Source organism: Streptomyces sp. SID3343, from assembly GCF_009865215.1.
GTDB lineage: Bacteria > Actinomycetota > Actinomycetes > Streptomycetales > Streptomycetaceae > Embleya.
In genome coordinates this window covers 13,752-27,047 of record NZ_WWJX01000861.1, presented here as the reverse complement: position 1 = coordinate 27,047, position 13,296 = coordinate 13,752, and the positions used below count along the sequence as shown (strand labels likewise).

At 68.4% G+C, this 13,296-nt stretch carries 10 protein-coding genes; 7 read left to right on the top strand and 3 right to left on the bottom strand.

Annotation, left to right across the window (positions count from 1 at the left end; translation table 11 throughout):
• The 3 genes from GT354_RS26715 to GT354_RS26705 all read right to left on the bottom strand — a co-directional run.
• The coding region (locus GT354_RS26715; RefSeq protein ID WP_202512328.1) for a nucleotidyltransferase domain-containing protein at positions 1–840 on the bottom strand (840 nt) is incomplete at its 3' end.
• A gap of 229 nt (positions 841–1,069) precedes the next feature.
• Positions 1,070–1,408 (bottom strand): P-II family nitrogen regulator, encoded by a 339-nt coding sequence (locus GT354_RS26710; protein WP_161358924.1) that lies wholly within the window; start codon positions 1,406–1,408, stop codon positions 1,070–1,072.
• The gene (locus GT354_RS26705; protein ID WP_161358923.1) at positions 1,405–2,718 is read right to left on the bottom strand and encodes an ammonium transporter; all 1,314 of its coding nucleotides are present in this window, start codon (positions 2,716–2,718) and stop codon (positions 1,405–1,407) included. Before GT354_RS26705 ends, GT354_RS26710 begins: the two co-directional genes overlap by 4 nt.
• 601 nt (positions 2,719–3,319) lie before the next feature.
• On the opposite strand from GT354_RS26705, the gene GT354_RS26700 reads away from it, so the two are divergent.
• The 7 genes from GT354_RS26700 (at position 3,320) to GT354_RS26670 (ending at position 13,171) form a co-directional block, all read left to right on the top strand.
• A complete protein-coding gene (locus GT354_RS26700) occupies positions 3,320–4,270 on the top strand; it encodes an ABC transporter permease (protein WP_161358922.1) in 951 nt (316 codons plus the stop codon).
• Complete coding sequence (locus tag GT354_RS26695) at positions 4,267–5,190, top strand: ABC transporter permease (RefSeq protein ID WP_161358921.1); 924 nt, start codon at positions 4,267–4,269, stop codon at positions 5,188–5,190. The genes GT354_RS26700 and GT354_RS26695 overlap by 4 nt, the downstream gene beginning before the upstream one ends.
• A 133-nt stretch (positions 5,191–5,323) precedes the next feature.
• Positions 5,324–6,391 (top strand): ABC transporter ATP-binding protein, encoded by a 1,068-nt coding sequence (locus tag GT354_RS26690; RefSeq protein ID WP_202512329.1) that lies wholly within the window; start codon positions 5,324–5,326, stop codon positions 6,389–6,391.
• Entirely contained in the window at positions 6,388–7,527 is a 1,140-nt protein-coding gene (locus GT354_RS26685) for an oligopeptide/dipeptide ABC transporter ATP-binding protein (RefSeq protein WP_161358919.1), read from the top strand. Before GT354_RS26690 ends, GT354_RS26685 begins: the two co-directional genes overlap by 4 nt.
• Before the next feature lie 273 nt (positions 7,528–7,800).
• Entirely contained in the window at positions 7,801–9,348 is a 1,548-nt protein-coding gene (locus GT354_RS26680) for an ABC transporter substrate-binding protein (RefSeq protein WP_161358918.1), read from the top strand.
• Positions 9,349–9,677: 329 nt separating this feature from the next.
• Positions 9,678–11,291 (top strand): ABC transporter substrate-binding protein, encoded by a 1,614-nt coding sequence (locus tag GT354_RS26675; RefSeq protein ID WP_161358917.1) that lies wholly within the window; start codon positions 9,678–9,680, stop codon positions 11,289–11,291.
• A gap of 269 nt (positions 11,292–11,560) precedes the next feature.
• Complete coding sequence (locus GT354_RS26670) at positions 11,561–13,171, top strand: ABC transporter substrate-binding protein (RefSeq protein ID WP_346012186.1); 1,611 nt, start codon at positions 11,561–11,563, stop codon at positions 13,169–13,171.
• Positions 13,172–13,296: the final 125 nt, after the last annotated feature.

The window sequence follows — 13,296 nt, the reverse complement described above, 5'->3', positions numbered from 1 at the left end:
GACCTCGCGCCACGTCACGTCCGCGGCGTAGGTCAGCGCCCGAGCGGCCTCGGAGACCCGGCGCAGCAGCGTGTCGGCGTCCAGGAGCCCCAGTCGCCGCGCGACCGCGTCCTGCTCCTGGAGCAGCAGCCGGTCCGCGCCGCGCCCGGTCGCCAGGTGCAGCGCGTCGCGCACGTCCAGGAGCGTGGCGCGCGCGGTGTCGACCTCCTCGTGCGGCGCGTCCGCGATCCACGACGCGGAGACCGCGCGCAGCGCGGTGGCGTCGCGCAGCCCGCCGCGGGCCTCCTTGAGGTCGGGTTCGAGCAGGAAGGCGAGTTCGCCGTGTCGCTCGGCCCGGGTACGGCAGGACGCGAGCAGTTCGGGCAGCCGGGTGACGGCGGACGAGCGCCACGCGGTGAACACCGACGTGCGCAGCGTCGCGGTCAGTTCGGCGTCGCCGGCGATGTGGCGGATGTCGAGCAGCCCGGTGTGTACCCGCAAGTCGTCGGCGGCGGCGCGGCGGGCCTCGTCGGGGGTGCGCACCGAGTGGTCGAGCGCGATGCCGGCGTCCCACACGGGGTACCAGATCGCCTCGGCGAGTTCGGCGACGCCGGGGTGACCCTCGTGCAGCAGGACCAGGTCCAGGTCGCTGCCCGGGGACAGCTCGCGCCGGCCGTAGCCGCCTACCGCCGCCAGGGACACGCCCTCGACGATTCCGCCCGCGTCGGTGAGCAGTTCGCTCAGCCAGCGGTCCGACAGCGCGCACAGGGCCTGTCGGCGGATCGCTCCGCCGGGTCCGGCCGGGTCGGCCAGGAGGTCGTCCCGGGCTCGGGTGTACCGCGACGTGGCGGTCGGTTGCATGGGCTTGCTCCCTCGTTCACACGCGCCGGGCCGACGAGCTGTCGAACAAAAGCTGACACTCCATCACGAACTGATACACCGTCACCGAGCGATCCAACGGGCGCCGAACGGTCGGTTCGGCGACGGGTGGTCGACTCGGCGCCGAACGCTCGAGTCGGCGACGGAAAGGCCGATGGCCGGACCCGTCCCCGAAGACTCGCTTCGGGGCGGGACCGGCCATCCGTTCCTGCTACAGGGCTTCCGGGCCGCGCTCGCCGGTACGCACCCGCACCACGGTGTCCAGCGAGACCACCCACGCCTTGCCGTCACCGATCTTGCCGGTGCGGGCGGCCTTGACCAGGACGTCGAGGAGTTCCTCGGCGTCCTCGTCGTCGGCGACGACCTCGATCCGGACCTTGGGGACGAGGTCGACCTGATACTCGGCGCCTCGGTAGACCTCGGTGTGGCCGCGCTGCCGGCCGTAGCCGCTCGCCTCGGTCACGGTGAGTCCGTGCACGCCGAACGCCTGGAGCGCGTTCTTGACGTCGTCGAGTCGGTGCGGCTTGATCACCGCCGTGATGAGCTTCACGCATCCACCTTCGTGTCGGCGGGTGCCGCAGCTCCCGCGCCGGTTGGGGTGCCGATGCCCGCCGACGGTCGGGTGGAACCGCCCAGGGTGGCGAAGTCGTACCCGGTCTCGGCGTGCTCGACCTGGTCGATGCCGGCCACTTCGTCGTCCTCGGACACCCGAAGGCCCATGGTCTTGTCGATGACCGTGCCCAGGACGAACGTGACGACGAAGGAGTACGCGAGCACGGCACCGACCCCGATCAGCTGCTTGCCCAGCTGGTCGAAGCCCCCACCGTAGAACAGGCCCTTGGCGTCGCTTTGCACGTGACCGGTGGCGAGGAGTCCGGGGGCGATCGAGCCGATGATGCCGCCGACGAGGTGGACGCCGACGACGTCGAGCGAGTCGTCGTAGCCGAGCTTGTACTTCAGGCCCACCGCCCAGGCGCAGACCGCGCCGGCGACCAGACCGAGGGCGATCGAGCCGAGCGGACTGAGCGCGCCGCACGCCGGGGTGATCGCAACGAGACCGGCGACCGCGCCGGACGCCGCGCCGAGTGTGGTCAGGTGCCCGTCGCGGATCTTCTCCAGGAAGAGCCAGCCGAGCATGGCCGCGGCGGTGGCGATCTGTGTGTTGATCAGAGCGCGGCCGGTGACGCCGTCCGCGGCGAGCCACGAACCGGCGTTGAAGCCGAACCAGCCGAACCACAGGAGGCCGGCGCCGATCATCACGAGCGGCAGGTTGTGCGGGCGCATCGGGTCACGCTTGAAGCCGACCCGCTTGCCGATCACCAGAACCAGGGCCAGGGCCGCGATACCGGCGTTGATGTGCACCGCGGTGCCGCCGGCGAAGTCGATCACGCCCTTCTTGAACAGCCACCCGTCCGAGGCCCACACCCAGTGCGCGATGGGGAAGTAGACCAGGGTCACCCAGAACGCGACGAACACGGCCCACGCGGTGAACTTGGTACGGTCCGCGATCGCGCCGCTGATCAGCGCCGGGGTGATGATCGCGAACATCAGCTGGAAGGCCGCGAACACCGTCACCGGGATCGTGTAGCCGTCCCACAGTTCCGCGACCCCGATGTCGCGCATGCCGTACCAGTCGAAGTTCCCCACCAGACCGCCGAAGGCGTCGGTACCGAACGTCATCGAAAACCCGTAGAGCACCCACAGCACCGTCACGACAGCCAGGCAGATGAAGCTCATCATCAGCATGTTCAAAACGCTCTTCACGCGGACCATGCCGCCGTAGAAGAACGCCAGCCCGGGCGTCATGAGCATGACCAGTGCGGCGCTCAGGAGTACGAATGCGGTGTTACCCGTGTCCATACTCTGCCTCTCTTCTCCGTGCCCCGGCCGACCTCCGGGAGCTCATGGCAAGGAGCTTCGACGCGTGAGGTTTCACGTCGTGGCGCTGCGTGTTTCGCCCGCGTGACGCTTGCCGCACATGTGTTTCGCCCACATGAACGTCTGCGCACGCGGCCGCGGGGCCGGATCGGGCCCGCCCTCGTCGCCGTGAAACCCCAGCCGCCCCCTCACGCAACGGGTGGTGCCGGTGGGAACAAACCCCGCTACCGAAACGACGTCCGCGGCCCGAACCGACCCCCCGAACGCCGACCCGCACGAGAGGGTCCCCACACGGGCCGTCGACTTGATCTGACGCACCGTCAGTTAGCTGTGCTTCACACCTTGTTCGCGCAGGTGGACACGTGCCGCCGGAGGCGAATCGCGACCCGCTAACGGTTGTCGTCTATCCATTGACATTGATCGCGCCCACTGCCGTAATTAATCACCGCGCTTAACTGACGACCCGTCAAGGCACGTGTCACCACAGGTGATCCGGCCTTCGCTCGACGTCTTCCCGCGCCGGTACCGAATGCTCCACAGACCTCGTCAACCGACCAGACCAGCGAGAGGGGGTGACACCGTCGTGTTGCGCCTGCTCGGTCGCAAGTTGCTGGCCCTGATTCCGGTGCTGTTCCTGGTCACGTTCGCGACCACGGCCTTGCCCGACCTGGTGGACGGATCACCGGTCGCGCAGATGCTCGGCCCCGGTTCCACGCCACAGGACCTCAAGGACCTGGAACACGAGTTCGGGTATGACAAGTCACTGCCCGTCCGATACGTGACATGGGTGGGCAATGCCCTCACCGGCGACCTCGGGGAATCCCTGAAGACCCGGACGTCCGTCATGGACGGCATCGTCGACCGCTTCCCGGTGACCCTGGAACTCGCCGTCTTCGCCCTGCTCATGGCCTTGATCGTGGCCGTGCCGCTCGGCGTGTGGACGGCCGCCAGGGCCGGCAGCCGGGTCGACCGCGTCGTGGGTGGTGTGTCGTCGGCCCTGCTGTCGATCCCCACGTTCGTGAGCGTTTTCCTTCTCGTGTACTTCTTCGCGAATCGAGAGATGCTCGACGCGTTCAAGCCGACCGGATGGGAATACATCTCGGTCGACTTCGCGAAGAACATCGAGTTCGCCTTCTTGCCGGCGCTCGCGTTGGCGCTCGCGGAGATTCCACAATTCCAACGTCTGCTACGCAGCGACATGCTCGCGACGTTGCAGGAGGACTTCATCCTCACCGCGCGTTCCAAGGGACTGTCGACGCCGTACGTCCTGTTTCGACACGCGTTGCGGCCCTCGTCGTTCTCACTGTTGACGGTCTCGGGTCTGACCCTGGGCCGGCTGATCGGCGGCACGGTCATCGTCGAGTCCTTCTTCGCGATCCCCGGGTTGGGCCAGGGCATGTACCAGGCGATCACGTCCAAGGACATCCCGGTCGTCCAGGGCACGGTCGTGGTGATCGCGATCATGTACGTGCTCATCAACACCCTTGTCGACCTCGGCTACTCGTTGATCGACCCGAGAGTGAGGGCCCGATGAGCACGCTGGAGACCGCGGACGTCGCACTCGGCGCGGCCGAGCCCGCGGGCACCTCGCCCTCGGCGGCCAAACAGGCCAAGAGCGGCAAGGCGCGCAAGCGGCCGAGCTTCCTGCTGTGGTTCGCGATCGCCTGGATGAGCCTGGTCCTGCTCGGAGCCCTGCTCAGCCTGATCGCGCCCGGCGTGTTCTCGCACGAGTACGGCGAGCCGTTCGGGGAGGCGAAGCAGAAGCCGTTCGGCGCGTTTCCCGAGTTCCTGGGCACCGACGGCCTCGGCCGCAGCCAGTTGACCCGACTCGCCTTCGGCGCGCGCGTGTCGATGATCGTGGCGCTCGTGTCGGTCACGGTCGGCGTACTGATCGGTGGCCTGCTCGGCCTCGTCGCGGCGTACTTCCGCGGCCCGATCGAGATGATCATCGACCTGTTCTCCGACGCACTGCTCGCGTTCCCGCCGCTGATCCTGCTGCTCGCGCTGTCCTCGGTGTACGAGCCGTCGCAGACGAGCATCACCGCGGGTCTGGCGGTGTTGACCATCCCCGGCTTCACCCGGTTGACCAAGGCGAGCGCGATCGCGCAGTCCAACCGCGAGTACGTCACGGTCGCCAAGGCGATGGGCGCGGGGTCGGGTCGCATCATCTTCAAGGAACTGCTGCCCAACACCTTCCCCGCGGTGCTGTCGTACTCGGTGATCGTGATGGCCGTGCTGATCGTCGCGGAGGGCTCGCTGTCCTTCCTCGGCCTCGGCATCCCGCCGCCCATGCCCAGCTGGGGCGGCATGATCAACGCCGCGCGCGACGACCTCTCGCTGTATCCGGCGCAGGTGTTCGTACCGTGTGGCGTGCTGTTCCTGACCGTCTTCTCGCTCAACGTCATCGGTGACCGGCTGCGCGCCAAGTTCGACGTCCGCGACACCAAGCTCTAGCCGCGGGTCCGGCGACGACCTCCCCCGGGGTCGCCGCCGGACCCGTGTTCGACCCCCTCACACAGACGGGACCGCTTCCGATGGACGGGATCCAAGAGCAAGAGCCTCGCCACCCGAGGGTGGCGTGGTGACCATGGCGGAGCCGAGCACGACCGGCTCACCCGCGCCGGACGAACCGCTGCTGCGGGCAACCGACCTGCGGGTTCACCTCGACACGCCGCGCGGTCTGCTCAAAGCGGTGGACGGGGTGTCCTTCAGCATCGAACGCGGCGAAACGCTGGGCCTGGTCGGCGAGTCCGGCTCGGGCAAGTCGATGCTGGTGCGCTCGCTCATGGGCATCTGCCCCTCGATCGCCAACATCCACGGCAGCGTGCGGCTCGACGGTCGGGAACTGGTCGGTGTGCCGCGCAAGGAGGCCCGCACGATCTGGGGCAACCGGATCGCGATGGTCTTCCAGGACCCGATGACCTCGCTCAACCCGGTGATCCGGATCGACCGGCAGCTCACCGAGGCGATGACGCTGCACCTGAAGCTGGGCAAGAAGGAGGCAGGCGAGCGGGCGATCGAACTGCTCAAGCTCGTCGGCATCCCCGAGCCGGTCAAGCGCGCGCGGCAGTATCCGCACCAGCTCTCCGGCGGCATGCGCCAGCGCGTGACGATCGCGATGGCGCTCGCGTGCGACCCCGACGTACTGATCGCGGACGAGGCCACCACGGCCTTGGACGTGACCGTGCAGCGGCAGATCCTCGACCTCCTCCAGGAGATCCAGGCCGAACGTGGCATGGGCATGATCCTGGTCAGCCACGACCTCGGCGTGGTGGCCGGGCGAACCGACCAGATCGCCGTCATGTACGCCGGTCGGATGGTCGAACACTCGCCCACCGCGGACCTGTTCGCGCAGCGCAGGCACCGCTACACCGAGGCGCTGCTCGCCGCGGTCCCACGCCTGGACGTACCGCGCGACCAACGCCCGCGCGCGATCCCGGGAACGCCGCCCGACCTGGTCACCCTCAAGTCGGGATGCGCGTTCGCGGCCCGCTGTCCCACGGCGGACGACGTGTGCCGACAGGAGCGGCCGGAGCTGGGCGAGGAACTCGGCGGCCACCGGTTCGCGTGTCACCACCCGGTCGGCACGGACGTCGTCGTCGACACCGAGGACACGGCCGAGAAGCCGTCCTTGATGAAGGAGACCTCCGCATGACGGCCGACGACACCACGTCGGGCACGCTCGCGCTCGACAAGCAGCCGGCACCCGACGCCGTCGAGAACGCGTCCGGGCCGCTGCTCACGGTCACCGACCTGGTTCAGCGCTTCCGGGTGCCCGGCGGCATGATGAACGCCGTCGCGGGCGTGAGCTTCGAGCTCGGCCGCGGCCGCACGCTCGGCCTGGTCGGCGAATCCGGCTGCGGCAAGTCCACGCTCGCGCGGGCGATCCTGCAACTGACCAAGCCGTCCGAGGGCTCGGTGCTCTTCGACGGCGAGGAACTCACCGACCTGCCCAAGGCCGGCCTGCGCACGATGCGCCGGCGGATCCAGATGGTGTTCCAGGACCCCATCTCGGCGCTCAACCCGCGCCGGAAGATCTTCGACATCGTCGCCGAGGGCCTGGTCATCGCCGGCGTGCCCGCCGAGGAGATCAAGCCCAAGGTGGAAGCGGTCCTGCGCCAGGTGGGGCTGGACCCGGAGTTGGTCGCGGACCGTCGTCCGCACCAGTTCTCCGGCGGACAGTGCCAGCGGATCGCCATCGCTCGCGCCATGGTCGTCGACCCCGACCTGCTGATCTGCGACGAGCCGGTCGCCTCGCTGGACGTGTCGGTGCAGGCACAGGTACTCGACCTGCTCGACGAGATGAAGACCCGCACGGGCGTGTCGATGATCTTCGTCGCGCACGACCTCGCGGTGGTGCGCAACATCAGCGACGACGTCGCGGTGATGTATCTGGGCACCATCTGCGAGACCGGCGACGTCACGGCGATCTACGAGTCGCCGGCGCACCCCTACACGCGCGCGCTGCTCGACGCGGTGCCCACGCCCGACCCCGGCGCCGCACCGGCCGGTCCCGCGCTCCAGGGCGAGATCCCCTCGCCGATGAACCCGCCGAGCGGTTGCCGGTTCCGCACCCGGTGCCCGATCGCGCGGGACGAATGCGCGGCACACGTCCCGCAATTGCGCGACGTGAGCCCGGGACATCGTGTCGCGTGTCACTTCCCCCTCGTGGGCGAAGCGGCCGTTTTCGCGCACACCGACCAGGGGGCCTCGCAGACCGCTCCGAAAGCCGGGCAAACCACCCCGGAGGACGAGCCGGTCGAGGTCGCACCGGCCGCTCGGGAGGACTGATTCGGCGTTCGAGGGCGCGGCACGACCCTGGATTCACTCCCTCGGGGTCGTGTCGCGTCGCTGTGCGTACACGGGCGTTATCGGGCAACCGGACGGGAGCGCGTATCGGGCATCCCCTCTGCGATCGGCCCCGGAGCGCGCTGTAGCCTCGCGGCGCTGACCGCGCTACCGCGCGGCGTCCCGGCCCCCGGCCGGCCTGCTCCATGCTTGAGGACGTTACCTGTGGCACACGCACGACCTTTCGCCCTTCGGGCACGCCGTCGCACCGCCGCCGTGATCGCGGCACTCGGCCTGTTGGCCGCGGCCGGTTGCGGCTCGGAATCCAGTGAGACCCCCAGCGCGGCCGGCACGCCCAAGTCCGGGGGCTCGCTGGACATCCTGGCCACCTCCGACGCTCGCAGCCTGGATCCCTTCCTGCCCGCGTACGCGGCGCAGGCCGACGGAAACCGCCTGGCCGCGATCTACGACAGCCTGGTGTGGACGAACCCCGGCACGGGCTCCGTCCAGCCGCAGCTCGCCGAAAGCCTCGCCCCGGTCGACGGCAGCGGCAACAAGGTGTGGAAGCTGCGTGTACGGCCGAATGTGAAGTTCACCGACGGCACCAACTTCGACGCCGCGGCCGTCAAGATCAACTGGGACACACACGCGATCCCGACCACGAACTCCCGCCAGCGCGACGCGACCGTGGGGCTGCGCACCGAGATCGGCGCCGACGAGTACGAACTGAAGATCTTCCTCGACAAACCGAACAGCAACTTCGACCGCCTGGTCGCCCGCAGCCTGGCGTTCATCGCGTCGCCCAAGGCCATCGCGGAGGGCGTCCAGAAGCTGGCCGAACACCCGGTCGGCGCGGGCCCGTTCATGCTCCCCGAAGGCGGCTGGGTCAAGGGCGACCACCTGACCCTGGCGAAGAACCCGAACTACTGGCAGCAGGGCAAGCCCTACCTCGACAGCATCACGTTCCGGGCCGAAACCAGCGGCACCACGACGGTCGACAAGATCGAGAAGGGCAAGGCCGACCTCGGCAACGTCAGTGACGCGCAGACCCTCAAGCGCGCTCGCGACGCCGGCATCGGGGTCGAGTCGCTCGCGCTGTCGGGCGGCCAACTGCTGAGCTTCGATACCTCCGAGGGCCCCACGGCCGACCCCGACGTGCGCCGCGCGTTCGTCCTGTCGCTGAGCAGCGACGAGATCAACAAGCGCGTGTACGGCGGTATGGGATCGCCCGCCCGAGGCATCTTCAACCAGACCACCTCGCTGGCCAACCCGCAGCTGTCGGCTCCGGAGAACAAGCCGCAGCAGGCGCTGGAGCTGTTCGACAAGGTGACCGAGAACGGCTCGAAGCCGATCCGGATCAAGTTCATCGCGCCCAAGAGCGGCCCGATCGACGAACTCGGCCGGTACGTCAAGGAGAAGGTCGAGAAGAACCCCGGTGTCACGGTGGACTTCGAGAGCACCGACCTCGCCGAGTTCGTCAAGAAGTCCAACCTGGCCTCGGCGTTCGACGTCAAGGTCAGCCAGATCCTCGCGGACGACCCCGAGCCGGTGGTCTACCAGTACCTGCACAAGGGCAGCCCGGGCAACTGCTGCTTCTACAGCGACGACGTCGTGGACAAGGCGTTGGACGACGGTCGCAACACCACCGACCCGATCAAGCGCCGCGCGGCCTACACCCAGCTTCAGCTCCAGTTGAACCGGGACATGCCGCTGTGGGTGTATCAGGAGGCCGTGGTCTCCGGGGTGTTCGGGACGGGTGTGACCGGTGTGCAGTTGTCCAACGACGGCATCTTCTTGTTCGACCGGATCGGCAAAAAGGACTGACAGGCCATCAGAAGTACAACGGTGACCCGATCTTGATGGACCAGATCGCCGGAAGGCAGTAGAAAGGGACGGCACCCTTACCAGTAGGTTCGTGGAGGCCGGGAGTCACATTCGTGATTCCCGGCCTTCACGCATCTCGTCTCCCGGGTGCGAAGCAGTCGAGTACCACGGCACCACCGCACGACAGCACAGCCGCACGGACGCACCACCATGCTCCACCCGGGCGCCGTCGCCCTCTCCCCCCGAGTCGGCCGACGCACCCGGCACCAAGCACGTCCGCCGCCCGGCCCAGACCCCGGACGGTCCGTCAGGTGAAGGTTGGCCTTGCAGTGACTCGTACTTCCCTGTTGTCCCTTCGAACCACGCGACACCGCCGGCGCCGAATATGCGTCCTGGCCGCAACGACCGTCATGGCGACCGTGCTCGCCGGTTGCGGTGGCGACGACAAGACCAAGCCCACCGCCGAGGGAACGCCCAAGCAGGGCGGTGGCCTCACGATGAGCCTCCCGGGCGACTCGACCAGCCTGGACCCGTACGCGACGTCGTTCGTCAACGTCGCGGACGGCAGCCGGATGTCGGCGCTCTACGACTCGCTTGTGTACGCGGACCCGCTCACGGGCAGCGTGCGCCCCCAACTCGCCGAGTCGCTCTCCATCAGCGGCGCCAAATCCGACACGTGGCAACTCAAGCTGCGTCCCGGTGTGAAGTTCAGCGACGGCTCCCCGTTCGACGCGGAAGCCGTGCGCTTCAACTGGGATCGGCACAAGGACCCCAAGGTCCGGTCGTTCCAGGCCAGCGCGGCGATGAATCTGGCCCAGCTGACCGTCGTGGACCCGCTGACCCTCGACATCAAACTCGTCTCGGAGAACGCCAACTTCGACCACCTCGTGGCGCGTTCGCTCACGTTCATCGCCTCGCCCGTCGCGCTCAAGGCCAACCCGGGCGGCATCGGTGACAAGCCGGTCGGCGCGGGGCCGTTCAAGCTGGAGCGCTGGGAACGCGGGGTCCGGCAGACGTTCGTGCGCAACCCCGAGTACTGGCAGAAGGACAAGGGGTTGCCGCACCTGGACAAGCTGACGATCAACGTCGACACCAACGTCGACCACTCCATCCAGGAGGTCGAGAACGGCAACATCGACCTGACCGTCGCGGTCGACCCGCTCGCCGCCGCCCAGGCCCAGGACAAGAAGCTCGGCGTACAGCGAATCAGCCTCAACGGCGGCCAGATGGTCATGTTCAACACGACCTTCGGCCCGTTCAAGGATCTCCAGGCGCGCCGGGCGGTCGTCAACGCGCTCAGCAGCACGGAGATCAACGACAAGTTCTTCGCGGGCGAGGGCACGCCGGCCAAGGGCATCTTCGCGGCCGCCTCTCCGGTCGCCAACATCCAGCTCGCGGCGTCCGAGAACGACAAGGAGCGGGCCAAGCAGCTCTTCGACAACGTCACCGCGGGCGGCACGAAGAAGCTCAAGTTCACCTACATGGTGCCCCAGGCCCCTGCCTCGATCCGGGTCGCCGAGTACATCAAGTCGATACTCGACACGTATCCCGGCGTCGAGATGGAGGTCAAGATCGTCGACATCGCGACCTACGTCACCACCGTCCGGGCGGGCAACGAGACCTGGGCCGTGGCGCTGAACCAGAACTGGATCGACGACCCGGAGCCGGGCATCTACGACTTCCTGCACTCCGGAAGCCTCCAGAACAACAGCAACTACTCGAACCCCGCGGTCGACGCGGCCCTCGAGGAGGCGCGCCGAACGACCGACCCGATCAAGCGTCGGGACGCCTACACGCGCGTACAGCTCCAAGTGAACAAGGACATGCCCTACTGGGTGTACCAGGAGGCGCTCGCCGCCGCCGTCTACGGGCCCGGCGTCACCGGGATCCAGCTCATCAACGACGGTGTCGTGCTGTGGGATCGGATCGGTACCGCGAAGTAGCGCGGGTCCGAGGGATCTCGACGGATCCCCGGGTCACGACCCGAAGTCCCCACCGTGCCGCCCGGGATACGCCCCGATCCCGGGCGGCACATCGCACGGATCACACGTGCTCCCCGCGTGCTTCCGGCGAGTTCCACACACCGCCGCACGACGGCACCCAGCACCGAACGTCACCGCATCACAGCACTACCGAACCACGGAACGACTGCACGACTGCACTGACGCACGACGCACGTTCGAACCCCGAGTGATAGGTAGGTAAGCCGGCTGTGGTTCCTCACCCGAAGACTCGTTCACGACCACGACACCCACGTGTTCGTCGTCGCCTGTCCCTCGGCCTGGCCCTCGCCGCCGCGACCCTCGTCGCGACCGTCGGCTGCGGTCTCGGTTCCTCCGAGTCGAACAGCTCCGCCAAGGGGCCCCGCCACGGCGGCTCGCTGACCATCCTGTTGCCCGGGGAAGAGCGCGGGCTCGACCCGTTCACCGCGTCCTACTCCAACGTCGCCGACGGCAACCGCCTCTCGGCGCTGTACGACGTCCTCGTGTGGACGGACCCCACCACCGGCGGGGTGCACCCGAAGCTGGCCGAGTCGCTCGTGTCGGACCAGAGCGCGAAGGTGTGGACGCTGACCCTGCGCGAGGGCGTCAAGTTCTCCGACGGCAGCCTGCTCGACGCCGCGACGGTCAAGGCCAACTGGGAGGCACACCGCAATCCCGAGGTCCGCTCGCTCGTCGGCGGTGTGCTGCGCGACGTGGTGCTGACCGAAGTCGCGCCACTCCAGCTGCGGATCGAACTCCCGTCCTCCAACGCCAACTTCGACCACACCGTCGCGCGCAACCTGTCCTTCGTGGCGCCCAAGCGGCTCGTCGCGACCCCCGACGGGCGGTTCGAGCTCAAGCACGCTCCGATCGGCGCGGGCCCGTACAAGCTCAAGGAATGGCTGCCCGGCAGGGAATTGCGCCTCGAACGCAATCCCGACTACTGGCAAAAGGACCGGCCCTATCTCGACGAGGTGGTCTTTCGGGTCGACAAGGACGTCGAGGGCGCCAACAAGGCGATCCAGGCCAAGAAGGCCGACCTGACCATCACGACCGACGCGCAGAACATCGCCGCGGCCCGGGAGATGGGCCTGGTCGGCGAGGACAGCCGGCTCAACGGCGGCCTGATGGTCGCGTTCAACACGCGCAAGCCGCCGTTCCAGGACCCGGCGGCCCGGCGGGCCGTGGTGCTCGGGCTCAGCGGTGCCGAGATCGACCGGCGCTACTTCGGCGGACGCGGCAACTCCGCGCAGGGCATCTTCGACTCCAGGTCGCCGCTGGCCAACATCAACCTCTCGGCGCCCGAGAACCGCCCCGAGGAGGCCCGCGCGCTGTTCGCGAAGCTGACCAACGACGGCAAGAAGCCGTTCGTCTTCCGCTACCTGGTGCCCGACAGCCCCAAGCCGCGCCAGGTCGCCGAGTACATCCGCCAGACGCTGGAGCAGTACCCGGCCGTCACCGTGATCGTCGAGGTCGCCGACATGGCCTCGCTGGTGACCCGGGCGTCGGGCAACGACTTCGACTCCACCGTGTTCCAGCTGTGGGCCGACGACGTCGAACCGACGATCTATCAGTTCCTGCACAGCAAGGGCGGGTTGAGCAACGTCACCGGCTACGCGAACGACATCGTCGACGCGGCGCTGGAGGACGGCCGGCGATACACCGACGCGGCCTCGCGCCGCGACGCGTACACCCGCCTGCAAAACCAGGTCAACCGCGACCTGCCGTACTGGGTCTACTCGGAGGCCGTGAGCGCCTCCGTCCACCGACCCGACCTGATCGGGATCCAGTTGTTCAACGACGGGCTGATCCACTTCGACGCCATCGGGCTGCGCCCATGAGCGGCTGATCCCCCACAGACCCGGCCGGGTGGCGCCGGGGCGTCGCTCCGACAGCGCTTCGCGCCCCACCCGGCCGTGCACCACCGCACCACACACCTGGTCCGAACGGGGCCGGTGTGCCTTGT